The 23,582-nt window shown below is 67.7% G+C and carries 25 protein-coding genes; 16 read left to right on the top strand and 9 right to left on the bottom strand.

The annotated features are described in order from the left end of the window. Positions 1-122: 122 nt before the first annotated feature. On the top strand, positions 123-842 hold the full coding sequence (gene pdeM / locus QO014_RS24225; RefSeq protein ID WP_266351352.1) for a ligase-associated DNA damage response endonuclease PdeM: 720 nt from the start codon (positions 123-125) through the stop codon (positions 840-842). A 15-nt stretch (positions 843-857) separates the two neighbouring features. On the opposite strand, the gene QO014_RS24220 is transcribed toward pdeM, so the two are convergent. Beyond that, complete coding sequence (locus QO014_RS24220; RefSeq protein WP_266351351.1) at positions 858-2,660, bottom strand: glycosyltransferase family 2 protein; 1,803 nt, start codon at positions 2,658-2,660, stop codon at positions 858-860. 134 nt (positions 2,661-2,794) lie between these two features. Here QO014_RS24220 and QO014_RS24215 point away from each other — a divergent pair, with 134 nt between their 5' ends. Beyond that, positions 2,795-3,691 (top strand): transporter substrate-binding domain-containing protein, encoded by an 897-nt coding sequence (locus QO014_RS24215; RefSeq protein WP_266351349.1) that lies wholly within the window; start codon positions 2,795-2,797, stop codon positions 3,689-3,691. A 41-nt stretch (positions 3,692-3,732) separates the two neighbouring features. After that, positions 3,733-4,239, top strand: a complete 507-nt coding sequence (locus QO014_RS24210; RefSeq protein WP_266351348.1) for a P-loop NTPase family protein — start codon at positions 3,733-3,735, stop codon at positions 4,237-4,239. Between the two features lie 18 nt (positions 4,240-4,257). Here the strand turns inward: QO014_RS24210 and QO014_RS24205 are convergent, their stop codons facing one another. Beyond that, on the bottom strand, positions 4,258-4,683 hold the full coding sequence (locus QO014_RS24205; RefSeq protein WP_266351379.1) for a tellurite resistance TerB family protein: 426 nt from the start codon (positions 4,681-4,683) through the stop codon (positions 4,258-4,260). Positions 4,684-4,921: 238 nt separating this feature from the next. On the opposite strand from QO014_RS24205, the gene QO014_RS24200 reads away from it, so the two are divergent. The 3 genes from QO014_RS24200 to QO014_RS24190 all read left to right on the top strand — a co-directional run bounded on the left by QO014_RS24200 (position 4,922) and on the right by QO014_RS24190 (position 7,873). Then, positions 4,922-6,595 carry a lysine--tRNA ligase gene (locus QO014_RS24200; RefSeq protein ID WP_266351347.1) on the top strand — a complete coding sequence of 558 codons (1,674 nt, stop codon included), beginning with the start codon at positions 4,922-4,924 and terminating at the stop codon, positions 6,593-6,595. A 54-nt stretch (positions 6,596-6,649) separates the two neighbouring features. Continuing rightward, on the top strand, positions 6,650-7,180 hold the full coding sequence (locus QO014_RS24195; RefSeq protein ID WP_266351346.1) for a hypothetical protein: 531 nt from the start codon (positions 6,650-6,652) through the stop codon (positions 7,178-7,180). 66 nt (positions 7,181-7,246) lie between these two features. Next, positions 7,247-7,873, top strand: coding sequence for a LysE family translocator (locus QO014_RS24190; RefSeq protein ID WP_266351345.1), 627 nt, complete (start codon positions 7,247-7,249; stop codon positions 7,871-7,873). A gap of 11 nt (positions 7,874-7,884) precedes the next feature. On the opposite strand, the gene QO014_RS24185 is transcribed toward QO014_RS24190, so the two are convergent. After that, complete coding sequence (locus QO014_RS24185) at positions 7,885-8,706, bottom strand: thermonuclease family protein (RefSeq protein WP_266351344.1); 822 nt, start codon at positions 8,704-8,706, stop codon at positions 7,885-7,887. Beyond that, complete coding sequence (locus QO014_RS24180; protein WP_266351343.1) at positions 8,703-9,356, bottom strand: S24 family peptidase; 654 nt, start codon at positions 9,354-9,356, stop codon at positions 8,703-8,705. The genes QO014_RS24185 and QO014_RS24180 overlap by 4 nt, the downstream gene beginning before the upstream one ends. A gap of 215 nt (positions 9,357-9,571) precedes the next feature. On the opposite strand from QO014_RS24180, the gene QO014_RS24175 reads away from it, so the two are divergent. Further along, positions 9,572-9,916 carry a DUF952 domain-containing protein gene (locus tag QO014_RS24175; RefSeq protein ID WP_266351342.1) on the top strand — a complete coding sequence of 115 codons (345 nt, stop codon included), beginning with the start codon at positions 9,572-9,574 and terminating at the stop codon, positions 9,914-9,916. Continuing rightward, positions 9,913-10,986, top strand: coding sequence for a quinone-dependent dihydroorotate dehydrogenase (locus QO014_RS24170; protein ID WP_266351341.1), 1,074 nt, complete (start codon positions 9,913-9,915; stop codon positions 10,984-10,986). The genes QO014_RS24175 and QO014_RS24170 overlap by 4 nt, the downstream gene beginning before the upstream one ends. Here QO014_RS24170 and QO014_RS24165 read toward each other — a convergent pair whose 3' ends face one another. Continuing rightward, on the bottom strand, positions 10,987-12,318 hold the full coding sequence (locus QO014_RS24165) for an MATE family efflux transporter (protein WP_266351340.1): 1,332 nt from the start codon (positions 12,316-12,318) through the stop codon (positions 10,987-10,989). A gap of 214 nt (positions 12,319-12,532) precedes the next feature. On the opposite strand from QO014_RS24165, the gene QO014_RS24160 reads away from it, so the two are divergent. Next, a complete protein-coding gene (locus tag QO014_RS24160; protein ID WP_266351339.1) occupies positions 12,533-13,435 on the top strand; it encodes a histone deacetylase family protein in 903 nt (300 codons plus the stop codon). 3 nt (positions 13,436-13,438) lie between these two features. On the opposite strand, the gene QO014_RS24155 is transcribed toward QO014_RS24160, so the two are convergent. Beyond that, positions 13,439-13,699: a hypothetical protein gene (locus QO014_RS24155; protein WP_266351338.1), complete on the bottom strand. Its 261-nt coding sequence runs from the start codon at positions 13,697-13,699 to the stop codon at positions 13,439-13,441. Between the two features lie 318 nt (positions 13,700-14,017). Here QO014_RS24155 and QO014_RS24150 point away from each other — a divergent pair, with 318 nt between their 5' ends. The 7 genes from QO014_RS24150 to QO014_RS24120 all read left to right on the top strand — a co-directional run bounded on the left by QO014_RS24150 (position 14,018) and on the right by QO014_RS24120 (position 20,210). Beyond that, positions 14,018-14,989: an aliphatic sulfonate ABC transporter substrate-binding protein gene (locus QO014_RS24150; protein ID WP_266351337.1), complete on the top strand. Its 972-nt coding sequence runs from the start codon at positions 14,018-14,020 to the stop codon at positions 14,987-14,989. Between the two features lie 58 nt (positions 14,990-15,047). Next, complete coding sequence (locus tag QO014_RS24145; protein WP_266351378.1) at positions 15,048-16,007, top strand: sulfonate ABC transporter substrate-binding protein; 960 nt, start codon at positions 15,048-15,050, stop codon at positions 16,005-16,007. 67 nt (positions 16,008-16,074) lie between these two features. Further along, positions 16,075-17,220, top strand: a complete 1,146-nt coding sequence (gene ssuD / locus QO014_RS24140; RefSeq protein ID WP_266351336.1) for an FMNH2-dependent alkanesulfonate monooxygenase — start codon at positions 16,075-16,077, stop codon at positions 17,218-17,220. Then, positions 17,217-17,993, top strand: coding sequence for an aliphatic sulfonate ABC transporter permease SsuC (gene ssuC / locus QO014_RS24135; RefSeq protein ID WP_370877210.1), 777 nt, complete (start codon positions 17,217-17,219; stop codon positions 17,991-17,993). The genes ssuD and ssuC overlap by 4 nt, the downstream gene beginning before the upstream one ends. Before the next feature lie 14 nt (positions 17,994-18,007). Further along, entirely contained in the window at positions 18,008-18,859 is an 852-nt protein-coding gene (locus tag QO014_RS24130) for an ATP-binding cassette domain-containing protein (RefSeq protein ID WP_266351334.1), read from the top strand. Positions 18,860-18,947: 88 nt separating this feature from the next. Next, complete coding sequence (locus QO014_RS24125) at positions 18,948-19,625, top strand: transaldolase family protein (RefSeq protein ID WP_266351333.1); 678 nt, start codon at positions 18,948-18,950, stop codon at positions 19,623-19,625. 63 nt (positions 19,626-19,688) lie between these two features. Continuing rightward, entirely contained in the window at positions 19,689-20,210 is a 522-nt protein-coding gene (locus tag QO014_RS24120) for a cytochrome b (RefSeq protein WP_266351332.1), read from the top strand. A gap of 78 nt (positions 20,211-20,288) precedes the next feature. On the opposite strand, the gene QO014_RS24115 is transcribed toward QO014_RS24120, so the two are convergent. Genes QO014_RS24115 through QO014_RS24105 form a run of 3 tightly spaced genes read right to left on the bottom strand, consistent with a single transcriptional unit; the run spans position 20,289 to position 23,562 of the window. Continuing rightward, positions 20,289-21,761 carry an FGGY family carbohydrate kinase gene (locus QO014_RS24115; RefSeq protein WP_266351331.1) on the bottom strand — a complete coding sequence of 491 codons (1,473 nt, stop codon included), beginning with the start codon at positions 21,759-21,761 and terminating at the stop codon, positions 20,289-20,291. Beyond that, positions 21,758-22,723, bottom strand: a complete 966-nt coding sequence (locus QO014_RS24110) for a transketolase family protein (RefSeq protein ID WP_266351330.1) — start codon at positions 22,721-22,723, stop codon at positions 21,758-21,760. Before QO014_RS24110 ends, QO014_RS24115 begins: the two co-directional genes overlap by 4 nt. Continuing rightward, a complete protein-coding gene (locus QO014_RS24105; RefSeq protein ID WP_266351329.1) occupies positions 22,723-23,562 on the bottom strand; it encodes a transketolase in 840 nt (279 codons plus the stop codon). The genes QO014_RS24110 and QO014_RS24105 overlap by 1 nt, the downstream gene beginning before the upstream one ends. Between the last annotated feature and the right edge of the window lie 20 nt (positions 23,563-23,582).

Here is a 23,582-nt window from a genome sequence, read left to right as displayed (position 1 = left end):
GGCAGCGCCGCGCCGTTCCTTTCGGGAGGACCCGAAGGCAGTCGGCTGCGATGGCACCCAGCTTGCGCCGGCGAATGTCTCTTCCCTATGATCGGATGAGAACGAATCGAGATCATCCTGAGATGCACGGCACCATCGCCCCCTCGCACGAACGCGCGCCCGACCCGTTTGCGGCGTGCACGGTCGCGTCTGTGCCGCTGGCATTGCTCGCCGAGGGCGCGCTCTGGTGGGCCGAGGAGCGGACGCTCGTCGTCGCCGATCTTCATCTCGAGAAAGGCTCGGCCTTCGCCGCGCGCGGGCAGATGCTGCCGCCTTACGACACGATCGCGACGTTGAAGCGGCTCGCGGCGCTGGTGGCGCGGATGAAGCCGGAGCGCGTGATCGCGCTCGGCGACAGTTTTCACGACATGCGCGGCAGCGGCCGCATGAGCGCGACCGACCATGGCGCCCTCGCGACGCTGACCAGGGCCGCCGAGTGGATCTGGATCGCCGGCAACCATGATCCCGAGCCGCCGAAGGATCTCGGCGGACGCGCGATGCAGGAACTCACCATCGGGCCGATCATCTTCCGCCACGAGCCGCGCCCGGGTACGGCGCCGGGCGAGATTGCCGGCCATCTCCACCCTTCGGCGCGGATCGTCGGCCGTGGCCGTTCGATCCGTCGCCGCTGCTTCGCCAGCGACGGCCGGCGGCTGGTCATGCCGGCCTTTGGCGCGCTTGCCGGCGGGCTCAACGTGCTGGACGAGGCCTTCCGGCCGCTGTTTTCGGGCCGCGCCTTCCACGCCTTCATGCTGGGCGAGAGCGTCCATCCAGTTGCCGGCCGGCGTCTGGTCGGCGGATAGCAGGCGCGCGGGACCTCAGCGCGCGGTCCGGACCCGGATCGCGGCGGGGCGTTGAACCGGCTTGGCGGGTTCCCGGCTGCGCCGGCCGTGATGCGGCGTCTTTTCCCAGCGGTGCGGCGCGATGACGAGCTGGAACAGCGCGCGATAGCAGGCGAGCGATTGCAACAACCAATAGCAGGGCAGGAACCAGAGCGCGCCGGGCGGCCGCCTGATCCGGCGCATGCGCAAGGTGGCGGCGGAGAGCAGCGCGAAGACGGCATAGGCCGAGACGAAGTTGAACAGGCTGAGCGCGAGGGCTGCCGCCATGATCGGGCTGTTCGCCCGCCAGAGCACGCTTGGATCGACGAGGAGCAGGACGGCACTGGCGAGATAGAGCGGATGCACGGCCGCCGCGACGATCGAACCCAGCGATGTCAGCGTGAAGCCCAGCACCCGCCTCCCGCCGATTTCGCGCCAGAGGCGGCGCGGCTGGCGCGTATGGACCAGCCAGGTCTGCATCCAGCCCTTCAGCCAGCGGGTTCTCTGCTTCAGCCAGAGCCGGCTGCTGCGCGGCGCCTCCTCATAGGTCGGCGCGGCGATGGTCGACGTGCGATAGCCGAAGCGGGCGAGGCGAACGCCGAGATCGGCATCCTCGGTCACGTTGTAGGGGTCCCATCCCCCAGCGGCGACCAGGGCGGAGCGGCGGAAATGATTGGATGTTCCGCCGAGCGGCAGCGGCATGGAAAAGGCGGCGAGCGTCGGCAGCAGGCCATCGAACTGGATCGAATATTCCATGGCGAAGAGCGCCGTCAGCCCGTTGAGTCCGGCATTGTCGATCAAAAGCGGCGCCTGGACGCAGGCGAGATCGTCGCCGCCAGCCATGAAGGCGGCATAGGCCTCGCGCAGCTGACCGGGATCGGGCCGGTCCTCCGCATCATAGACGGTGACGAAATCGCCCCGCGCCAGCGGCAGCGCGAAGGCGAGCGCCTTCGGCTTGGTCCGGGGGCTGCGATCCGGCACGATCACGATCTCGAAGGGCGGCTCGAGCCGAAGCGCCTCCGCGGCTCGGCGCGTCGCGCGGTCGCGCGCCTCCAGCACGAGCTTGATGTCCAGCCGCTCGCGGGGCCAATCGAGCCGGGCGAGCGCGCGGACGAGTTCCGGCACCATATGCGCTTCGTCATAGAGCGGGACGAGGATGGAATAGATCGGCAGCGCCGCCGGATCGATCGCGAGCGGCGGCGGAGGCCGCAGCATCCGGTCGAGCACGACGCTGATCGCCAGCGTCCGGAGCATGATCAGCGCCAGGAAGAGCAGGCCGAACATCAGGTTGAGCGCGGCTATGGCCTTCCAGCCGAAGAGCCAGAGGGCGATCGCCAGCAGCAGCGCGCAGAGGGCGATCGCGACCGACTGGCCCGCCGAGAGCAGCCGGCGCGCGGAGAATTCCGGATGACGCGTCGCGAGGTCGCCGAGCGCATGGTCGAGCAGCGGCTGAGCGGCGGCTTCCGTCAGCAGGCGGCGGATCGCCGCCGGCGTCGTAACCGTCAGCCGTGCCCTGATGTCGTCGAAGCCCTCGAGCTTCTCGGCGATCCGCTCGATCTCCGCCGCGCGCGGGGCGATCGCCAGCCGGACCCCGGTGGGTTGGCGCAGGAAGGCGACGCGGCCGACACGAATTCCAGCGGCAAACGCCTCGATCCCCTCGGCCTTCCTTTCGACCGGCAGGAAGGCCCTTCCCTTGGGCTGCGCCTCAAACGGCAAGCCGAGCCTCCGGGCGCGCTGGGCATAGGCGCGATCGCCGGCGAGACCATCCTCCTCCGGGAGGAAACGTTCGCGAATGCCCAACCCAGCCGCCCCCGCCGCTGTGGCCGCGGGGCTCTCGCCCGCGCGGCAAACCGTCTATACTCCCGCGAAACCTCGGCCCCCGTCAGTGACGTTAGGGAACTGCAACTTTGAGTTATAGAGATGCGAAGTCGTCCTTGGCAACTCGTGCCGTGATGGTCGTGGCGCTCGTGATGGCGCTGGCCGGCATCGTCATGCCCCCGCGAGCGGCCGCACAGGACGCATCTGCACCGAATGCAGCCGCGGCAAGGGCGCCGCGCACGGGCGGGACCGTCGCGATCCCCGATTTCTGGGACCCGAACCGCCGTCTCGATCGCCCGCCCGTCGAGGCCGTGAAGAGCATCCGCTTCACCACGACGGACGATTTCCCGCCCTTCAACTTCATCGGCAGCAATGGCCAGCCGACCGGCTTCAATGTCGATCTCGCCCGCGCGATCTGCGACACGCTCGCCATTCCCTGCACGATCCAGATCCGTCCGTGGGACGGATTGATCGAGACGGTCGCCGCCGGGCGCGTCGATGCGGCGATCGCGGGCATCGCAATCACGCCGGAAAGTCGCGCCAAGCTCGCCTTTTCCGATGTCTATCTGCGCCCCGCCGCCCGCTTCGCGACCCGCACGGGCCAACCGGCCGGGCCAATCACGCCGGGCGCGCTTTCAGGGCGGAAGGTCGCGATCGTCAAGGGCAGCGCGCATGAGGCCTATCTGGCCGCCTTCTTCCCGAAGGCCGAGCGCGTGCCCTTCGATACAGCTGCCGCGGCGCGCGAGGCGCTGAAGGCCGGCACGGTCGATTTCCTGTTCGGCGATGGCGGCCAGCTGGCCTTCTGGCTGCAATCGGATGCGGCGGCGGGTTGCTGCGCCTTTGTCGGCGGCCCCTATACCGAACCGCTCTTTTTCGGCGAAGGCCTCGCCATCGCCTTCCCCCCCGGCCACCCGGAGATCAAGCAGGCGGTCGACTGGGCGCTGGACAGTCTTTATGACAAGGGGACTTTCGCCGAGCTCTATCTCCGCTATTTTCCGGTAGGCTATTTCTAGGACGATCGGTCGTTTCAGCGAGCGCGGAAGGGAGGACGCCCGTGCAAGCGGACTATGTTCGAACCTTGATCATCGGCAATTGCGGCGCCGGCAAGAGCTGGCTCGCCGAGCGGATTGCGCGGAACCTCGACATCACCGCGATCGATCTCGATGCCATCAACTGGGAAAATGGCGGCTATGAAAGGGCGCGCGACAAGGATGTCGCTCGCGAAATTGTCCGGAGCGCCGCCGCGGAGCCGCGATGGGTCATTGAAGGCGTCTATGGCTGGCTGGCGGAGCAGGCTGTAGGCCGGGCGACCGCCCTGATCTGGCTCGATCTGGATGTCGACAAGTGCCTTGCCGCGCTGAAGGCGCGCGGACCAAGCCCGGGCGCCAACGCCACGCTCCATGCCGAGTTGATCACGTGGGCGGCAGAGTATCCCACCCGACAAAATTCGAGTTCCCTGTCGGGCCACCACGCACTGTTCTCGTCGTTCAGGCGGCGCAAGATTCGTCTTCACGCACGGAACGAGGTGCACGATTTCCTCGCCACCGCCTTCGCCGACTAGGCTCTCATAACGAAAGGGCTAGATCGTCCGGTAGCGTGCGCGGGCGCCGCGCTCGATCGCGGCGGCGGTCAGCGCATCGACATCGAGCACGTCGCGCAGCAGTTCGAGGAAGCGAAGCTCCTCCTGCTCGACATGCAGGTCGGCCGCGGCGACCTCGACGGCCAGCGCATAGGCGGTCTCGTGCAGCTTCTTCGGCAGCGAGGTCGCGATCGTGGCGAGCACGGCATGGAGCCCGTCCTCTTCCCGCGCGATGGCGCCGCAGGCCTCGGCGACCGTGACGAGGTTCTTGGAATCGAACCCGCCGAAGATCGGCAGGGTGCGGACGATATCGCCGATCTTGCGCAATTCGCGATCCGTCATCTGGCGGTCGACCGCCGAGAGCGTGACCATGGCGTAGATCAGCGCCTCCTGCGGGGAAACGGTGCTGCCGGTCGCCTTGTCCATCATCTCGCTCCTCATTGGCCGGCGGGTCGCCGCCAGTGTCCCGGGCCGGCAGGTCGCCGCCGTCATCTTGGCGCCGAACCTATGATTTCTTGGCAGGCTCTTCAACCGGGGGCGCGCAGGAAGCGAGGGGGCTCATTCCCGCTTTCCGCGCCCGTTTCGCCCCGGCCATTGACGCCAAGCCGCGCGCTCCCTAGGGTCCGCGCGCCTTCACGAGGCATTTTCCCCAACGAGGTTTTCCATGTCGACCGCCACGCCGCCCATTCTCGATCTGACGCCCGCCCTGGTCGAGGCTGCGCGCGTCTCGAAAGCGTGGCCGTTCGAGGAAGCCAGGCGCATCATCGCGCGGCTGGAAAAGCATGGTGGCGCCAAGCAGGCGGGCACCGAGCCGGTCCTGTTCGAGACCGGCTATGGCCCGTCGGGGCTGCCGCATATCGGCACGTTCGGCGAAGTCGCCCGCACGACCATGGTGCGGACGGCATTCCGCCTGCTGACCGAGGACAAGATCCCGACGCGGCTGCTCTCCTTCTCCGACGACATGGACGGGCTCCGCAAGGTGCCGACCAATGTGCCGAACCAGGAGATGATGAAGGCGCATCTGGGACAGCCGCTGACCCGCGTGCCCGACCCGTTCTCGAACGAGTATCCCTCGTTCGGCGCGGCCAATAATGCACGCCTCAGGGCCTTCCTCGACAGCTTCGGCTTCGCCTACGAGTTCGCGAGCGCGACCGACTACTACACGGCCGGCCGTTTCGACGCCGCGCTGCGCCGCATGCTCGAAGTCTATGACGAGGTCATGGACATCATCCTGCCGACGCTCGGCGCCGAGCGGCGGGCGACCTATTCGCCCTTCCTGCCGATTTCGAAGAAGACGGGCGTCGTGCTCCAGGTTCCGATGGTCGCCCGCGATGTCGAGGCCGGCACGATCACCTATATCGACCCGGAAGACGGCGAGCGCGTCACGACCGAAGTGACGGGCGGCGCCGTCAAGTGCCAGTGGAAGGCCGATTGGGCCATGCGCTGGTTCGCCCTCGGCGTCGATTATGAAATGAGCGGCAAGGACCTGATCGACAGCGTGAAGCTTTCGACGCGGATCTGTCGCGCGCTCGGCACCGAGCCGCCGGAGTGCTTCACCTATGAGCATTTCCTGGACGAGAACGGCGAGAAGATCTCGAAGTCCAAGGGCAATGGCCTGACGATCGAGCAATGGCTGACCTATGCCGCGCCCGAGAGCCTGTCATTGCTCATGTACACCAAGCCGAAGACGGCCAAGCGCCTGTCCTTCGACGTGATCCCGAAGACGGTCGACGATTATTTCGGCTTCGTCGATGCCTATCCGCGCCAGCCGCTGGACCAGCAGATCGGCAATCCTGTGTGGCACATCCATACGGGCCATCCGCCGGAGACGAGTTCGCCGATCCTGTTCTCGATGCTGCTCAACCTCGTCAGCGTCTCCGACGCGACGGAGAAGGGCGTGCTCTGGGCCTATATCTCGCGTTACATGCCGCATCTCTCGGCCGCGACGCATGCGAAGCTCGACGAACTGGTCGGCTTCGCCATCCGCTACTTCAACGACGTGTTGAAGGCCGGCAAGCATTACGTCGTGCCCGAGGGCGCGATCCGCGATGCGCTCCAGGCCCTCGATGCGGCGCTGGCGAAGCTGCCGGCGGAATCGACCGCGGACGAGATTCAGACGATCGTCTTCGATATCGGCCGGGCCTATTTCCCCGATCCGAACAAGAAGGGACCGGACGGCAACCCGCCGGGCGTCTCGCTCGACTGGTTCCGCGGGCTCTACCAGGTCCTGCTGGGTCAGGATCAGGGGCCGCGCTTCGGCTCCTTCGTCGCGATCTACGGCATTCCGGAGACGCGCGAGCGGATCGCCAAGGCGCTTTCGGGTGAACTCGCCAGCTGAGGCGACAGGGAACCACCAACAACCTCCGCCGTTTCAGCGGCGGAGGATCTCGCCATGACACGCCCCAACCGGGCCAGCCTTGCGATCGCCGCCGGCCTGCTCGTGCCCGTTCTGGCTGCCACCACGATCGTCCACGCCGATGAAGCCGGCTTTCTCAATCGCTTCGAAGGCAACTGGTCCGGCAGCGGTCAGGTCCGGCGCAATGCGGGATCTTCGCCCTGGAACGTCAAATGCTCGGTAACCGGCAACCCGTCCGGATCGGGCATGGCGATGGGCGGCCATTGCCGCGGCGCGATCATTGTCTCGCGCGCGATCGGCGCCAACCTCGTCTATGATCCCGGCACGCGCAGCTATAGCGGCACCTATATCGGCTCGAAGCTCGGTCCGGCGGCGCTGAACGGACGGCGCAATGGCGATCGCGTCGACCTCACCATCACCTGGCCAAAACCGGTCAATGGCGACACCAAGGCGCGGATGAGCATCACCAATGACGGCCGCGGCCGATTGCGGATCCAGGTCCTGGACGAGATCCGCCCCGGCGGACCGACACGAACCATGTCGGACCTCACCTTCCGCCGAAGCTGAGACGGGCGCTTGCACAATCTCGCTTTCGGTGGATTGATGCCCTCGATTTTCGAGGGAGTTTCGTCCATGTCGTTCGAACATTGGCTCGCTTTCGCCGCCGCTTCCGCCGTGATGCTCGCCATTCCCGGGCCGACGGTGCTGCTGGTGATATCCTATGCGCTCGGCCATGGCCGCAAATCGGCCGGCGCGACGGTCGCCGGCGTGGCGCTGGGCGATTTCACGGCGATGACGGCCTCGATGCTGGGCCTCGGCGCCCTGCTCGCCACCTCGGCCGCGCTGTTCACCGTGCTCAAATGGGTCGGCGCCGCCTATCTGATCTATCTCGGCATCAAGCTCTGGCGCGCGCCGGTGGCCAAGGGCGCCGTGGCCGAGGCGGACGATGCCAAGCCGGTCCGCATCTTTCTGCACGCCTATGCCGTGACGGCGCTCAATCCGAAGAGCATCGTCTTCTTCGTCGCCTTCCTGCCGCAGTTCCTCGTCGCGGGCGCGCCGCTCCTGCCGCAAATGGTGCTGTTCGAGGCGACGTTCCTGGTGCTGGCGACGCTGAACGCCCTCACCTATGCGCTGATCGCCTCGGGCGCGCGCAAGACGATCCGCCGGCCTTCGGTACAGCGGGTCGTCAATCGCGTCGGCGGCTCGCTGCTCATCGGCGCCGGCTTGCTCACCATGGGCTGGCGCCGCGCGGCCGGCTGAAACCGCGCTGCTCAGCCGCCGGGACAGGAGGATGGCGGTTCGCTATCCTGCCAGAGTCCCTTGCGGGCGCAGCGCGCGCCCGTCTCGGCCTGGCGGTAATTATCCGGTGCATCGGCTGTGGGCGTGACCCAGCCCTGATCCAGCAGCCAGACCGCGAGATCGGTCGCGCCGATGCGACAGGGCACGATTGCGGGATCGGCCGCATCGTCGGGCGAGAGTTCGCATTCGACGCCGAGCGCGCGCACGCGCTTGCGAAAATCGGCGAGCGCCAGCCGCGCGCAGGGCTGCGTTGCGGCCTGATCGGGCAGGACACGGCACGTCGCGCCGGGATCGGGCGGGGCGATCCATGCCAGGCGGATCTTTCGCTTGCCCGTATCGAGCAGCCCGGTTTCGGTCACCGTGACACGAGGGAATGTCAGCCAGCGCGCGGGCTCGGCCGGTTTGGGCGGCTTTGGCGGCGCGGCCTCGCGTGGCAGCGGGCTGGACGAGACCGGCCCGGGCGTGATCCCGGCCCCGGTGATGACGCGCGGCGTGCCACCAACCGGTGTCGCATCGGTTTCGGCCGCGCGGATCGATGGCGGGGCGTCAGCGTTCGACGACGGACGCTCGGGCACGGCCGGCGATGGCTCGTTCAGTCCGGGCGGGGCATCGGCGGGCGCATCGCCATCGTCGGGCTGGGCATCGGCCACGGGCAGTTGGTCGGAGGCGACACGGTCGATCGCGAGCTCCGGGCCGAGCAACTCATGGCGGAAAAGCTCGATCACATGCGAAGCGCCGATGACGGCGAGCAGCGCCACCAGCACGAGGCAAAGGGCGGCGAAGACCGTCCTCACTGGCTCGCCCAGATGATCCGCGCCACCCAGTCGATGTCGCGCATCGCGATGATGCGGTTGGCGTGATCGGGATTGAGCGAGAGCAGTTCGATCTGCTTCGTCGTCTTGCGTGCCAGGACCTTGGCCATGACCTCGCCTTCCCGCGTGCGCACGACGACGCGATCGCCGCGCCGGCACGGCGCAGTCGGCGAGACGATGATCACATCGCCGTCGCGATAGAGCGGCTGCATGGAATCGCCGGAAACCTCCAGCGCATAGACGCCTTCGCTTTCGATCGCCGGTGGAAAGGCGACTTCCTCCCAGCCCTGCCCGGCGGGAAAGCCGCCATCATCGAAGAAGCCGCCCGCGCCGGCCTGTGCGAAGCCGATCAGCGGCACATGAGGGAGATGGAACGGGCGATCAGGCTCCGGCGGCGTGACGCTCATGGAGATCATGCCGAGAAAGGTCTCGATGCGCTCGCCCGTCGCCTCAAGGATCTTGGCGATGCTCTCGGTCGAAGGCCAGCGCGGACGGCCATCGCTCGCGACCCGCTTGGAGCGGTTGAACGTGGTCGGGTCGAGGCCGGCCTTGCGGGCGAGGCCCGAGGCCGACAGATCATTGCGGGCGGCCAGAAGATCGATCGCCGCCCAGATCCGCTCGTGTGACAACATGACGGGACCCTCCGCGAATGCGAACCTACGCGCCGCATCGAACGCCGACGGGACTCGAACGCATGGACAGGAATAAATCCCTCTGCATTCCCTTTATCCCCGCGCGCGCGGCCTGTCCAGCCCGTCCGATGCGTGATCCGCATGTGCGGCCGCAATGGCATCTTGTCCAGCGCCCCCGCCGCCGATAGGTTCCGCCGAACCGCCGAGGAATCCCGATGACAACCGTCTACAAGATCGTGCCCGAACCATTGTGGCGAGCCGCCGAGGCCGCGGGCGTTTTCGCCGGCGCGTCGATCGATCTCCAGGACGGCTACATCCATTTTTCGACCGCCGAGCAGGCCCGCGAGACGGCTGCACGGCATTTTGCCGGTGTGACGGGCCTGCTGCTCGTCGCCATCGATGGCGATGCGCTCGGCGCGGCGCTGAAATGGGAAGTCTCGCGCGGCGGCGCGCTGTTTCCACATCTCTATGCGCCGCTCTCGACGAGCGACGCCCTCTGGGTCCGTGACCTGCCGCTCGGCGATGACGGGCTGCATGTCTTCCCGGACGCGATGGCATGAGCGCATTCGGTCTGCTGCGCCCCGCCCTCTTCCAGATCGATCCGGAAACCGCGCACGGCCTGTCGCTGAAGGTCCTCGCTTCCGGGCTCGGGCCACATGTGCGGCCCGATCGTGACCCGCGGCTGGCGCGGCACCTGTTCGGGCTCGATTTTCCCAATCCGCTCGGCCTCGCCGCCGGGCTCGACAAGAATGGCGAGGTCGCCGACGGCGTGCTGGCGCTCGGCTTCGGCTTCGTCGAGATCGGCACCGTCACGCCGCGCCCGCAGGCCGGCAACCCGAAGCCCCGCCTCTTCCGCCTCGTCGCCGACCGCGCCGTCATCAACCGGCTCGGCTTCAACAATCTGGGCCATGAAGCCGCCCGCCAGCGGCTGGCCGCGCGCGCCGGCAAGGGCGGCATCATCGGCGTCAATATCGGGGCCAACAAGGATTCGGCCGACCGGATCGCGGATTATGTCGCCGGTATCCGCGCCTTCTCGGCGCTCGCCTCCTATCTGACCGTCAACGTCTCGTCGCCCAATACGCCGGGCCTGCGCGACCTGCAGGGCAAGGCGGCGCTCGACGAACTGCTCGGCCGCGTGATGGAAGCGCGCGACGGCGAGGCGCGGCGCGTGCCGATCATCGTCAAGATCGCGCCCGACGTCGACCAGCCCGGCCTCGCCGACATAGCGGAGATCGTGCTGGCGCGCGGGATCGACGGCGTCATCGTCACCAATACGACGATCAGCCGCCCGCCTCTGCGTGATACGAACCATGCCAAGGAGACAGGCGGACTTTCCGGCCGGCCGCTGTTCCGGATGTCGACCAATGTGCTCGCCCGGTTCCGGAAGCTGGTCGGTCCCGATCTGCCGCTGATCGGTGCCGGCGGCGTCGATTCCCCCGAGACCGCTTTCGCCAAGATCACGGCGGGCGCCGATCTGGTCCAGCTCTATAGCGGCATGGTCTATGAGGGGCCGGGCCTGCCGGGCGCGATCCTCGCCGGCCTCTCGCGCATTCTCGACCGGCGCGGCCTGCCCTCGATCGCCGACGCGGTCGGGATCGAGACCGAAAAATGGGCGGCCGAACGCGTCTGATCAGGCGAAGGCCGTCTCGATCTTCACCCGCATCCGCAGGAAGAGCGAGATGCCGCGCGCGGAGAGGAAGACGAGCAGGGCCAGCCAGAGGCCATGCGCGCCGAAGGCCGGCTCCGCCACCGCCCAGACCATCAGGTAGAGCGCCAGCGAGAGCAGCATCATGTTGCGCATCTCGCTCGACCAGGTCGCGCCGATGAAGACGCCGTCCATCTCGAAGGCGAGCACGCCGGCGATCGGCGTCAGCGCCGCCCAGATCAGATAGGTCCGCGCCGCCGTCCGCACCGCTTCGTTGACGGTCATGAAATCGATCAGCATCGGGCCGCCGAACCAGAAGGCGAGCGCCGCCAGCGTCGCCAGCGCATAGCCCCAGACGAGCGTCAGCCTGACCGAGCGCACGAAGGCAGCGCGATAGCGCGCGCCGATCGCCCTGCCGGCATATTGCTCGGCCGCCGCCGCGAAGCCGTCGAGGAAATAGCCGCCGACCAGATAGAGGTTCATCAGGATCGCATTCGCCGCCAGCACGGCATCGCCCATCTTGGCGCCGCGCGCCGTGAAGAAGGCGAATGCGAAGAGCAGGGTAAACGAACGGATCATGATGTCGCGATTGACCGCGACCATGCGCAGGATCGCCGTGCGGTCCAGCACCTCGCTCCAGCGCGGCCGCGTGGCGGCATCGAGCGAGCGGAAGGCGATCGAAAGGCCGAGCAGCGCGGTCACCGCCTCGCCGATCGTCGTGCCCCAGGCGACGCCTGAAACGCCCCAGCCGAGCCCCATCACGAAGAAGATGCTCAAGCCGATATTGAGGCCGTTCAGGAAGGTCTGCAGGAAGAGCCCGGCACCGGACCGGCCGAGGCCGATCAGCCAGCCGAGCATGACGTAATTGGCGAGCGCGAAGGGCGTCGAGAGGATGCGGACATCGTAATAGGCGACCGTCGCCGCCTGCACCGGCGGGCTGCCGCCGAGCATGGCGAGGCCAGCGACCAGCATCGGCTGGGCGAGGACGATCACGGCGAGGCCGATCGCGACGGCGACGATCAGCGCGCGGAAGAATGTCGCCTGGATCTCGCGCCGGTCGCCGGCGCCGAGCGCCTGCGCGGTCAGCCCGGTCGTGCCGCTGCGCAGGAAATTGAACGTCGCGAAGATGAAATCGAAGATGACCGCCCCGAGCGCGACGCCGCCGAGCAGCGCCGCATCGCCGAGCCGGCCGATCACCGTCATGCCGGCAATGCCGAGCAAGGGCGTCGAGAGATAGGCCAGCATCATCGGCACGGCGATCGCGAGAATGCCGCGATGGGTGACCTCGAACGGGCGGATGGCGGTCTCTGTCGTCATCGGGCGGCAATCGCGAGAGGCAGGCGTCTTCACCGTCTCCGGGCGGAGCTGGCGACGCGCAGTGGCGGCGGGCAGGGCTTGAATCAGGCAAGGGCGTGGGGACCGTCTCCACGAGGCGCTTCAGCCTGCGGAAGCTCGATCCGGCCGACCGAGCGATAGACTGTTTCCAGGCGCCCGTCGACGGCAGCGTCGCCGCGCCCTATTCTTTCGCGCCATGCCGTTGCCGATTGTCCACCATCCCGCCTATACCGCCGAAATCCCGGCCGATCACCGCTTCCCCATGGGCAAATATCGCCGCCTGGCGGAAATCCTGGTGCAAGACGGCCTCGCGCCCATGGGCTTCATCACGCCCGAGCCCGCGACGGCGGAGCAGCTCGCCCTCGCCCATGACCGCGCCTATGTCGACGCCGTGCTCTCGCTGACGCTGCCGCGCGCGATCGAGCGCGAGATCGGCCTGCCGATGAACGAGACGGTGGTGCGACGCGCCGCGGCGGCGACGGGTGGGACGATCCTCACCGGCCGGCTGGCCCTCACCAATGGCCTCGCCTGCAACACGGCCGGCGGAAGCCATCATGCCCGCGCCGAGCAGGGTGCCGGCTTCTGCACCTTCAACGATGTCGCCGTAGCGATCCGCGTGCTCATGGCCGAGCGGCTGATCGGCACGGCGCTGGTTGTCGATTGCGACGTGCACCAGGGCGACGGCACGGCGGCGATCTTCACGGGCGACGCCAACGTCACCACGCTCTCGCTCCATGCCGAAAAGAACTATCCGGTGCGCAAGCGCCCCTCGACGATCGACGTGCCACTTCCCGATGCTATGGGCGATGCCGCCTATCTGGAGGTGCTGGCCGGGATCCTGCCGCCGCTGCTCGACCGGCTTCATCCCGACATCGTGTTCTACAATGCCGGCGTCGATCCGCATGTCGATGATCGGCTCGGTCGCCTCGCGCTGTCCGATGCCGGACTTGCGGCGCGCGACCGCTTCGTGATCCTGGAGGCGCGGAAGCGCGGACTGGCGCTCGCCGGCGTGATCGGGGGTGGCTATGGCGCCGATGTCGACCGGATCGCGGCGCGCCATGCGCTGCTCCATCGCGCCGCGACGGAGGCCTGGGCTTGACGGTCAGACGCGGCGGGCAGCCTTGGCAGCCTTGGCTGTGCCGCTGGACGGCGTCAGGCATTCCGGCGCGATATAGGGCCAGGACTGGATCTCGCAACCTGTGCGTCCGCCGACCGTGGCCTTGTCGAAGGAAATGACCGCCGTCGGGTCCTTGGTCCCGTTGCCGCCGCCGATCGCCGCCGTGCCATAGGCCGTGACGCCGAAGGCGACCAGCGCCGCCGTGCCGATGACGCTCGCCGCCGTCTTGATGTTGAACTTTGCCATGATTGCCCGGCGCCTGTTTCGGCGCCCCCCTGTTTGTTCCGGCTGCGCATCAACGCCGCCTGCCATGACTTGGTTCAATCACGTCCACGCGGCGCTCTCAGTGATCTGGATCACCACGGGCCTGTGACGATCGTCACGTCGGGCTCAATCTCGCAACAGACCCTTATTCGGATCGGATTTTCTCTCAAGGGGGATTTCGAGATAATCTATTTCCTTGATCAAATTAGTCGTTTTTCGATCCAATAGAGCCACGTTCGGAATGGCACGCTGCGGTTGATGGACGGGGTCCGGTTGCAGCCGATCTTGGGGAGAATGACGATGAAGTTGACACGCCGGGGCTTCGGCCTCCTTGCCGGCGCGGGTCTGGCGGGTCTTGCCGGTACGACGATCAGCCCTGTGCCGAGCCGCGCCGCGGAGCCATTGAAGGAACTCAAGGTCGGTTACCAGAAGGCCGGCCTGCTGGCGCTGGCCCGGCGCGAGAAATCGATCGAGAAACAGCTCGCCGCTTCTGGCACGTCGGTCAAATGGGTCGAGTTCGCCTCCGGCCCGCCACTCCTCGAGGCGCTCAATGTCGGCGCGGTCGATATTGGCTGGACGGGCGATGCCCCGCCGATCTTCGCCCAGGCCGCCGGCGCCAATCTCGTCTACATCGCCGCCGCCCCTTCGAACGGCAAGGGCGAGGCGATCATCGTCAAGGACGGATCGCCGGTCCAGTCGGTCGCCGACCTCAAGGGCAAGAAGATCGCCGTCACCAAGGGTTCGAGCGCGCATAACCTCGCAGTTGCCGCGCTGGAGAAGGCGGGCGTCGCCTGGGCCGACATCACACCGGTCTATCTCTCGCCGGCCGACGCCGCGGCGGCCTTCGCCAATGACAGCGTTGACGCCTGGTCGATCTGGGACCCCTTCCTGGCGCTTGCCGAAAGCCGCCAGAAGGTTCGCCAGCTGACCACCACCGCCGATACGATCGCGGTCAACACCTATCTCCTCGCCAACAGGACCTTCGCGACGGACCATCCCGAAGCGGTCGTCGAGATCGTGAAGGCGCTCGGCGGCACCGCCGAATGGGCCAACGCCCATCGCGGCGAGGTCGCGCAGGCGCTCTCCGAGATCACCGGCGTACCGATCGGCCCGCAGACGGTCGCCGTCGACCGCGCCGCCTATGCGATCCTGCCGCTCACCGACGCGATCATCGCCGGCCAGCAGACCACCGCCGACCGCTTCCAGAAGCTCGGCCTGATCCCCAAGCCGATCGTCGTGCGCGAGATCGTCTGGACCAGCCCAAAGGCCTGAACCCGCAAGGTCTGACCTGCCAACCCTGAACAGAATGCCGAACAGGAGAGCTCGGATGATTACGCGTCGTGGTTTCAGCCTTCTCGCGATTGCCGCGCTCGCCGGTTCGGCGTTGGCCTCGCTTGGCACTGCAGGAGCCGAGGAGCCGCTCAAGGAGCTGCGGCTCGGCTACCAGAAGAATGGCGTGCTCGTGGTGGCCCGCCAGCAGGAGCGCATCGAGAAGCGCTTTGCCGACCAGGGCATGACCGTCAAATGGGTGGAGTTCGCCTCGGGCCCACCGCTACTCGAGGCGCTCAGCCTCGGCGCGATCGATTTCGGACCGACGGGCGACGCCCCGCCGATCTTCGCTCAGGCCGCCAACGCCAAGCTCGTCTATGTCGCCTCCTATCCGGCGCCGGGCACGGGCTCGGCCATCCTGGTCAAGCAGGATTCCCCGATCAAGACGATCGAGGACCTGAAGGGCAAGACGATCGGCTTCACCAAGGGTTCGAGCGCCAACAACTTCGTCGTCCAGACACTGAAGAAGGCCGGTATCGGCTATGACCAGATCAAGCCGGCCTATCTCTCGCCGGCCGATGGCGGCGCCGCCTTCGTCAAAGGCGCGATCGACGCCTGGGCGATCTGGGACCCCTTCTACGCCATCGCCGAGCGCACGCAGCACCCGCGCGTGCTGACCACCGCCGAGGGCATCGTCAATTCGGCGAGCTATTTCTTCGCCAATCGCGATTTCGCGGCCGAGCATCCGGCCGCCGTCAAGGCGATCATCGAGGAACTCACCGCCGCAGGCGCATGGGCGGAAGAGAACCGCGACCAGGTCGCCGCCGCCCTCTCGGCCGCGACCGGCGTGGATATCGAGGCGCAGAAGCTCACCGCCGCGCGCGGCAGCTTCAAGGTCGGCCCGATCACGCCGCAGCAGATCGCCAACCAGCAGCAGATCGCCGACACCTTCTACGAACTCAAGCTGATCCCACGGAAGATCACCGTGAAGGACGCCGTCTGGGTTCCGCCGCAGAGCTGACAGCGCGACGGGCCTCTCCGCGAGGCCCGCGCCCGACCATCTGAACCATCTTCGAGAGACCGCCGCCTTGACCCACGATCCGATCAACTTCTTCTGGTTCATCCCCACGCATGGCGATGGATCCTATCTCGGCTCCGAGACGCAGCAGCGCCCGCCGGAGTTCGGCTATTTCAAGCAGGTGGCGCAGGCCGTCGACCGGCTCGGCTTCCAGGGCGTGCTGCTGCCGACCGGCCAGGCCTGCGAGGATAGCTGGATCACGGCGTCGGGCCTCGCCACCGTGACGGAGAGGCTCAAATTCCTCGTCGCGCTCCGGCCGGGCGTGGTCTCGCCGGCCTTCGCCGCGCGCCAGACGGCGGCGCTCGACCGGCTCTCCAACGGGCGCCTGCTGCTTAACGTCGTGGTCGGCGGTAATCCGGCCGAGCTCGCCGGCGACGGCATTTTCTTAGCCCATGACCAGCGCTACGAGCAGGCGAACGAATTCCTGACCATCTGGTCGCGTCTTCTCGCCGGCGAGACGGTGGATTTCACCGGCAAGCACTACCGCGTCGAGAACAGCCGGCTCGATTTCCCGCTCGTGCAGGAGCCGCGCCCGCCGGTCTATTTCGGCGGCTCGTCCGATGCGGGGCAAGATCTCGCCGTCGACCAGACCGACCTCTATCTGACCTGGGGCGAGCCGCCGGCCGGCGTCGCCGAGAAGATTGCGGCGGTGCGCAAGAAGGCGGCCGCGCGTGGCAAGACGATCCGCTTCGGCATCCGCCTGCACTTCATCGTGCGCGAGACGGAGGAAGAAGCCTGGGCGGCGGCGGACAAGCTGATCAGCCATGTCACCGACGCGCAGATCGAGGCGGCGCAGGCGCGCTTCACCAAGGAAATGGATTCCGTCGGTCAGCGGCGCATGGCGGCGCTGCATGGCGGCCGGCGCGACAAGCTCGTCGTCTCGCCGAACCTCTGGGCCGGCGTCGGCCTGGTGCGCGGCGGCGCGGGCACGGCCCTCGTCGGCACGCCGGAACAGGTTGCGGAGCGTCTGCGCGAATATCAGGCGATCGGCATCGACACGGTGATCGGCTCCGGCTACCCGCATCTCGAGGAGGCCTACCGGGTCGCGGAACTGCTCTTCCCCGCGCTCGGCCTCGGCATCAAGCGGCGCGGCCTGCGGCAGACGATCGAGAACGAGTTCGGCGTGGGCGGGCGCAAACTCGCCGCCTCCTCCTGAGCGGCGCGATGAAACGCCTCGGGCCTCTCGCCGGCTGGATCCTGCCGGCCGCCATCCTCGTGATCTGGGAGTTCCTCTCCCGGATCGGCTTCATCCCAGAGAACGTGCTGCCGGCGCCGTCCGCGGTCGCCGCCGCCTTCTGGCGCGTGCTCGTCTCCGGAGAGCTCGCGCAGAACATCTCGGTCAGCTTCTGGCGCGCCAGCATGGGCTTCCTGATCGGCGGCTCGATCGGCTTCCTCTTCGGCCTCGCCAACGGGCTTTCGCGCTTCTCCGAGACGCTGACGGACACGACGTTGCAGATGGTGCGCAACGTGCCCCATCTCGCGCTGATCCCGCTCGTCATCCTGTGGTTCGGCATCGATGAGTCGGCGAAGCTCTTCCTTGTGGCGCTCGGCGTGTTCTTCCCGATCTACATCAACACGCTGCACGGCATCCGTACCGTCGACCCCCAGCTCGTCGAGATGGGCAGGACCTATGGCATGAACAATTGGGACCTGTTCCGCCGCGTGATCCTGCCCGGCGCGCTGCCCTCGATCTTCGTGGGCCTGCGCTTCGGGCTCGGCATCATGTGGCTGACGCTGATCGTCGCCGAGACGATCTCGGCCTCGTCGGGCATCGGCTACATGGCGATGCAGGCGCGCGAGTTCATGATGACCGATGTCGTCGTGCTCTCGATCATCATCTACGCCCTGCTCGGCAAGCTCGCCGACGCCGTCGCCAGGCTGCTCGAGCGCTACACGCTCGCCTGGAATCCAGCCTTCCAAAGCCGATGAGGACGCGGCAGCACATGTTCGCAGACGCCATGACCTTCATTGAAACGGCCACGCGCCGTCCCCCGCGCGAGCTGACTACCGGCACGGCCGTGCCTTTCGAGGTGCTGACCGAGGTGGCGCCGACGCGCGGCCAGGGCAGCGCCCTCTCGATCCGCGGGCTCGTCAAGACCTTCGACCAGGAGCCGGTCATCAAGGGGCTCGACCTCGATATTCCGGCCGGGCAGTTCGTGGCCGTCGTCGGCAAGAGCGGCTGCGGCAAGAGCACGCTGCTGCGGCTTATCCTCGGCCTCGAAACGCCGACATCGGGCTCGATCGAGGGCGTCGGCGCCACGGGCGGCACGGCGCGCTTCATCTTCCAGGAACCGCGACTGCTGCCATGGGCGACCGTCGCCGACAATGTCGCCGTCGGGCTCGGCCGCAGCGGCAGCCGCACGAGCCGGCGCAAGGCGGCGCTGAAGGCACTGTCCGAAGTCGGCCTCGACGGGCGCGGCGATGCCTGGCCGGCCGTGCTCTCCGGCGGCCAGCGGCAGCGCGTGGCGCTCGCCCGCGCCCTCGTCAGCCATCCGCGCCTGCTCGCCCTCGACGAACCGCTCGGCGCGCTCGATGCGCTGACCCGCATCTCGATGCAGGGTCTCGTCGAGCGGGTCTGGCAGGATCAGGGCTTCACGGCGATCCTCGTCACCCATGACGTCTCCGAGGCGATCGCGCTCGCCGACCGCGTGCTGCTGATCGACAATGGCCGCATCGCGCTCGATCTCGCCGTCGACCTGCCCCGGCCGCGCCGGCGCGGCACGCCGGCCTTTGCGGCACTGGAGAAGACCGTGCTCGACACGCTGTTCGGCTTCGAGGGCGGCGAGGCGATCTGAGGCCCGCTCCCTGCACGCGAATTCGGCGATGCGCGATCCCGCGCAATCGTCTATGCCATGCCTGCATACGCTGCGATGGAGGCAAGGCATGAGCATCGAATCCAACCGGGGACGACTGCGTCTCTTTCTCGATACGGCCGACCGCGACGCGCTCGAGCGATGGCTCCCGACCGGCCTCTTCCACGGCGTCACGACCAACCCCACCATCCTCGCGGCGTCGGGCGTTGCCTGCACCATCCCCGCGATCGCCGATCTCGCCGCGACACTGTTCGCCTTCGGCGTCGCTGAAATGCAGGCGCAGAGCTGGGGCCGCAGCACGGAAACGCTGCTGCGGCATGGCCGGCTGATCGCCGGGATCGATCCGCGCATGACGGTCAAGGTGCCGATCACGCGGGACGGCATCGTCGCCGCCTCCATGCTGAAGCAGGAAGGCATCCGCGTCACGCTGACCGCCGTCTACACGGCCCATCAGGCGCTGTCCGCCGCCGCGATCGGCGCCGACTATGCCGCGCCCTATCTCGGCCGCATGAACGATGCCGGGCGCGACGGCTATGGCGAGATCGCCGCCATGCAGGAGATCGTGCGGGCGAATGGCGGCGCCATGCGCATCCTCGTCGCCAGCGTGCGCGAGACATCCGACCTCGTCAGGCTGGCGCGGATCGGCGTCGACACCTTCACCTTCAGCCCCACCATCGCGACCGGCCTCTTCGCCGAGCCGCTGACGGACGCCGCCGCCGAAGTGTTCGAGCGAGCGGTCGGCGACTGACCGGACCCGCTGTCATCTGCTTGCAGTCTCCACCAACTAGATTAGAGTTATTCTAGAATCCGGATGCGCAAGGAGTTTGAGGCGATGCAGGTCGGCCCTGTCCGCGGCTATACGTCGAGCCAGATCATTCTGCACTGGCTGATCGTGGTGCTGGTGCTGTTCCAGCTGATCTTCGGCGAGAGCATGTCGTCGGTCTTCCGTGCCGCCCAGCGCGGCACGACGCCCGATCCGAACGATGCGACGCTCGCCACGCTTCATATCTGGGTCGGCTTCGCGATCCTCGCCGCGGTCGTCATTCGCCTGGCGCTTCGCCTGCGCCAGGGTCCGCCGCCTCCGCCCGAAGGCCAGTCGCCCGTGCTCGAATGGATCGCGACAGCGACGCACTGGCTGTTCTATTTCCTGCTCTTCGCCGTGCCGATCAGCGGCATCGTCGCCTATTACTGGCAGCCCGCCGCCGGCGAGGTGCACGAACTCGGCAAGCCGGCCTTCATCATCCTGATCGTGCTGCATGCCGGCGCCGCGCTCTGGCACCAGTTCTGGCTCCGCGACGGCTTGCTGATGCGCATGTTGAAGCCGGGCGCCTGAAGGCGCACCGGCTCACGCAAAGGAAACGAGATGGATCATCTCAGCGTTTCCCGTGAAACGATGAAATGATCCAGGCCCCTATCCGCCGATCGCGGTCGCGACGGCCTTGCTCCAGCCCGACAGGATCGCGTCGCGACGCGCCGGCTCCATGGCGGGCGTGAAGCGCAGGACGGCCTCCTCGGCCGCGCCTTCGTCCTCCGTCGCGGCATAGAGGCCGACAGCCACTCCGGCCATCATCGCGGCGCCGATGGCGCTGAGTTCGACGGCCGCCCCGCGCAGCACCGGCCGGTCGAGCAGATCGGCCTGAAGCTGCATCAGCAAATCGCTCCGCGCCGCGCCGCCATCGGCCGAAAGCGCGGAAAGCGCGATGCCGAGATCGATCTGCATCGCGTCGAAGACATCGCGCACCTGCAGCGTGATCGCCTCCAGCGTGGCGCGCGCGACATGGGCCGGCGTGCTCCCGAGCGAGAGGCCGGAAATGGCGCCCCGCGCATGGGCCTGCCAATAGGGCGCGCCCAGGCCCGCCAACGCGGGGAGAACGACGACGCCGCCACTGGTCGGGACCGTGCGGGCGAGATCGGTCAGCGCATCGGCATCCGCGAGCCCGAGCAGCCGCGCCACGAAGGCCGCCGCCTGACCGGAGACCGTGATATTGCCCTCCAGCGCATGATGCACCCGGCCGCCCGCCATCCAGGCGATCGTCGTCGAAAGCCCGTTCTTCGAAAGCACCGGCTGCTCGGTCAGCGTCATCAGCGACGAGCCGGTGCCGTAGGTCGCCTTGACGATGCCCGGGCCGCGCACGCCATGGCCATAAAGCGCGGCATGGCTGTCACCCATCATGGCATGGATCGGTATGCCGGAGGGCAGGTCCGGCGCGGCACTGACGCCGAAGCGACTGTCCGACGCCTTCACGTCGGGCAGGATGGCGACGGGAATTTCGAACAGCGCCGCGAGCGGGTCGCTCCAGCGCAGCGCATGGATATCGAAAAGCTGGGTGCGTGACGCATTTCCGGCGTCGCAGGCGTGGACGGCGCCGGCCGTGAAATTCCAGAGCAGCCAGCTGTCGATCGTGCCGACGGCGAGTTCGCCTCGCTCGGCGCGTGCCCGTGCGCCGGGGGTGGCGTCGAGCAGCCAGCCGATCTTGGCGGCGGGGAACATCGGATTGAGCGCGAGCCCGCTCAGCACCGCGACCAGCGCCTCGGTCTCCGCCGAACGCAGGCGATCGAGCCGTTCGGCGCTGCGCATGCATTGCCAGGTGACGCAGGGGCCGACTGGCCTGCCGGTTTCGCGCTCCCACAGCACGACGGATTCGCGCTGGTTGGAGATCGCAAAGGCCGCGATCTCGGCGCCGGGCACAGCCGCAATGCAGTCCGAGAGGCATTCGGCGACGCTCTGCCAGATCGCCTCGGCGGATTGCTCGGCCCAGCCTTCCTTTGGATGCGAAACGACCATGGCCCGCGACGCCCGCGCGACGATCGCGCCCCTGGCGTCGAGCAGGAGCGCCTTGGTGTTGGTCGTCCCCTGGTCGATCGCGAGGATGTGGCCGCTCATCGCCCGTCCCGCATGGCGATGACCTCATGCACGGCGCGCACGATTCCCTCCGAGGTCAGGCCGAAATGCTCGAGCAGGAACTCCGCCGAGCCGGTCGGCGCGAAACCGGGGAAGCCCAGAATGCGCATCGCGGCCGGGCGCGTGGTCGAGACGATCTCGGCGACGGCCCCGCCGAGGCCGCCACGGATCGAATGCTCCTCGATCGTCACGATCGCCCCGGTCTCGGCCGCGGCGAGGATCACCTCGCGATCGATCGGCGCGATCGACGACAGGTTGATCACCCGCGCGGCGATGCCGGCCTCCGCCAGCGCCTCGGCGGCGACCAGCGCGCGCGTGACCATGACGCCATTGGCGATGATCGCGGCATCCGTTCCCGCCCGCAGCACCTCGGCCTTGCCGAACTGGAAGCGCGCGCCTTCCGGCCGCTTCAGCTCCGGAACGGGCATGCGGCTCAGCCGCAGGAAGACAGGCCCTTCATGCGCCACCGCCGCCTTGACCGCCTCGGCCGTCTCCCATGGATCGGAGGGCACGACGATGGTCAGGTTCGGCAACAGGCGAAGCCAGGCCAGATCCTCGATCGAATGATGCGTCGGCCCCAACTCGCCATAGGCGACGCCCGAAGAGATGCCGGCGAGCTTCACATTGGTATTGGAATAGGCGACATCGGCCTTGATCTGCTCCAGCGCACGGCCGGTCAGGAAGCAGGCCGCGCCCGAGACGAACGGCACCTTGCCGCCATTGGCGAGACCGGCGCCGACGCCGACCATGTTCTGTTCGGCGATGCCGACATTGACCAGCCGCTCGGGCCAGCGCTTCTTGAAGCCGCCGAGCTTCGACGAGCCGACGCTGTCATTGACGACGGCGACGATGCGGCCATCCGCCTCGGCGAGCGCTTCGAGCGTCTTCGCGAAGGCATCGCGGCAATCATGCAGGCCGGGGGCATTCTGGACTGCGGCGGCCATCAGGCGAGTTCCTCCATGGCGAGTTCATATTGTTCCTGGTTGGGGACGCCATGGTGCCACTGCACCTGGTCGACCATGTAGGAGATGCCGTTGCCCTTGTGGGTATGGGCGATGACGCAGAGCGGCTTCACGCGGTCGCCGACCGGCGCGCCGAGCACGTCGAGCAGCGCCGCATGATCGTGGCCGTCGACATCCACTACATGCCAGCCAAAGGCGCGCCACTTGTCGGCCAGCGGCTCGAGATCATTGGTCTCGTCGGTCCGCGCGCCCTGCTGCAGGTGGTTGCGATCGATGATCAGGGTCAATTGCGCGAGATGGCGGTGGCCGGCGATCATGCCGGCCTCCCAATTGCTGCCTTCCTGCTGCTCGCCATCGCCCGTGACGACGAAGACGCGCCGGTCCGAGCCGTCGATCTGGCCGGCGATCGCCATGCCGACCGCGACCGGCATGCCATGGCCGAGCGGACCTGTATTGGTCTCGACGCCGGGCACGTAATTGCGGTTCGGATGGCCGTTCAGCATCGAGAGCGGGCGCATATAGGTCGCGAGTTCGTCGAGCGGGATGAAGCCGGCCTCGGCGAGGGTCGCGTAGAGCGCGCCGGTGCAATGGCCCTTGGAGAGCACGAAGCGATCGCGCGCGGGATCGTCGGGCTGGGCCGGATCATAGCGCAGCACGCCGAAATAGAGCGTCGCCAGAATATCGGTCACCGACATGTCGCCGCCCGGATGGCCCTGCTTGGCGTCGAACACCATCTGGATCGCGCGTCGGCGGATGATGCGCGCCTTCTCGCGGATGGCGGCAATCCGCTCATCGGATGTCTGACTGATCTTTTCGAGCATGATCGCGTTCCAGTTCAACG

Origin of the sequence: Kaistia dalseonensis (genome assembly GCF_030814715.1) — a bacterium.
Classification (GTDB): domain Bacteria; phylum Pseudomonadota; class Alphaproteobacteria; order Rhizobiales; family Kaistiaceae; genus Kaistia; species Kaistia dalseonensis.
This window is presented reverse-complemented; position numbering and strand designations above follow the sequence as displayed.

What these genes read in the sequence shown, in the direction of transcription:
- QO014_RS24105 (WP_266351329.1), bottom strand. Translation starts at nt 23,562, where the DNA reads ATGCTCGAAAAGATCAGTCAGACATCCGATGAGCGGATTGCCGCCATC.
- QO014_RS24170 (WP_266351341.1), top strand. Translation starts at nt 9,913, where the DNA reads ATGAGCGCATTCGGTCTGCTGCGCCCCGCCCTCTTCCAGATCGATCCG.
- QO014_RS24160 (WP_266351339.1), top strand. Translation starts at nt 12,533, where the DNA reads ATGCCGTTGCCGATTGTCCACCATCCCGCCTATACCGCCGAAATCCCG.
- pdeM (WP_266351352.1), top strand. Translation starts at nt 123, where the DNA reads ATGCACGGCACCATCGCCCCCTCGCACGAACGCGCGCCCGACCCGTTT.
- QO014_RS24150 (WP_266351337.1), top strand. Translation starts at nt 14,018, where the DNA reads ATGAAGTTGACACGCCGGGGCTTCGGCCTCCTTGCCGGCGCGGGTCTG.
- QO014_RS24190 (WP_266351345.1), top strand. Translation starts at nt 7,247, where the DNA reads ATGTCGTTCGAACATTGGCTCGCTTTCGCCGCCGCTTCCGCCGTGATG.
- QO014_RS24180 (WP_266351343.1), bottom strand. Translation starts at nt 9,356, where the DNA reads ATGTTGTCACACGAGCGGATCTGGGCGGCGATCGATCTTCTGGCCGCC.
- QO014_RS24115 (WP_266351331.1), bottom strand. Translation starts at nt 21,761, where the DNA reads ATGAGCGGCCACATCCTCGCGATCGACCAGGGGACGACCAACACCAAG.
- QO014_RS24175 (WP_266351342.1), top strand. Translation starts at nt 9,572, where the DNA reads ATGACAACCGTCTACAAGATCGTGCCCGAACCATTGTGGCGAGCCGCC.
- QO014_RS24200 (WP_266351347.1), top strand. Translation starts at nt 4,922, where the DNA reads ATGTCGACCGCCACGCCGCCCATTCTCGATCTGACGCCCGCCCTGGTC.
- QO014_RS24205 (WP_266351379.1), bottom strand. Translation starts at nt 4,683, where the DNA reads ATGGACAAGGCGACCGGCAGCACCGTTTCCCCGCAGGAGGCGCTGATC.
- QO014_RS24110 (WP_266351330.1), bottom strand. Translation starts at nt 22,723, where the DNA reads ATGGCCGCCGCAGTCCAGAATGCCCCCGGCCTGCATGATTGCCGCGAT.
- QO014_RS24130 (WP_266351334.1), top strand. Translation starts at nt 18,008, where the DNA reads ATGTTCGCAGACGCCATGACCTTCATTGAAACGGCCACGCGCCGTCCC.
- QO014_RS24195 (WP_266351346.1), top strand. Translation starts at nt 6,650, where the DNA reads ATGACACGCCCCAACCGGGCCAGCCTTGCGATCGCCGCCGGCCTGCTC.
- QO014_RS24125 (WP_266351333.1), top strand. Translation starts at nt 18,948, where the DNA reads ATGAGCATCGAATCCAACCGGGGACGACTGCGTCTCTTTCTCGATACG.
- QO014_RS24165 (WP_266351340.1), bottom strand. Translation starts at nt 12,318, where the DNA reads ATGACGACAGAGACCGCCATCCGCCCGTTCGAGGTCACCCATCGCGGC.
- QO014_RS24120 (WP_266351332.1), top strand. Translation starts at nt 19,689, where the DNA reads ATGCGCAAGGAGTTTGAGGCGATGCAGGTCGGCCCTGTCCGCGGCTAT.
- QO014_RS24155 (WP_266351338.1), bottom strand. Translation starts at nt 13,699, where the DNA reads ATGGCAAAGTTCAACATCAAGACGGCGGCGAGCGTCATCGGCACGGCG.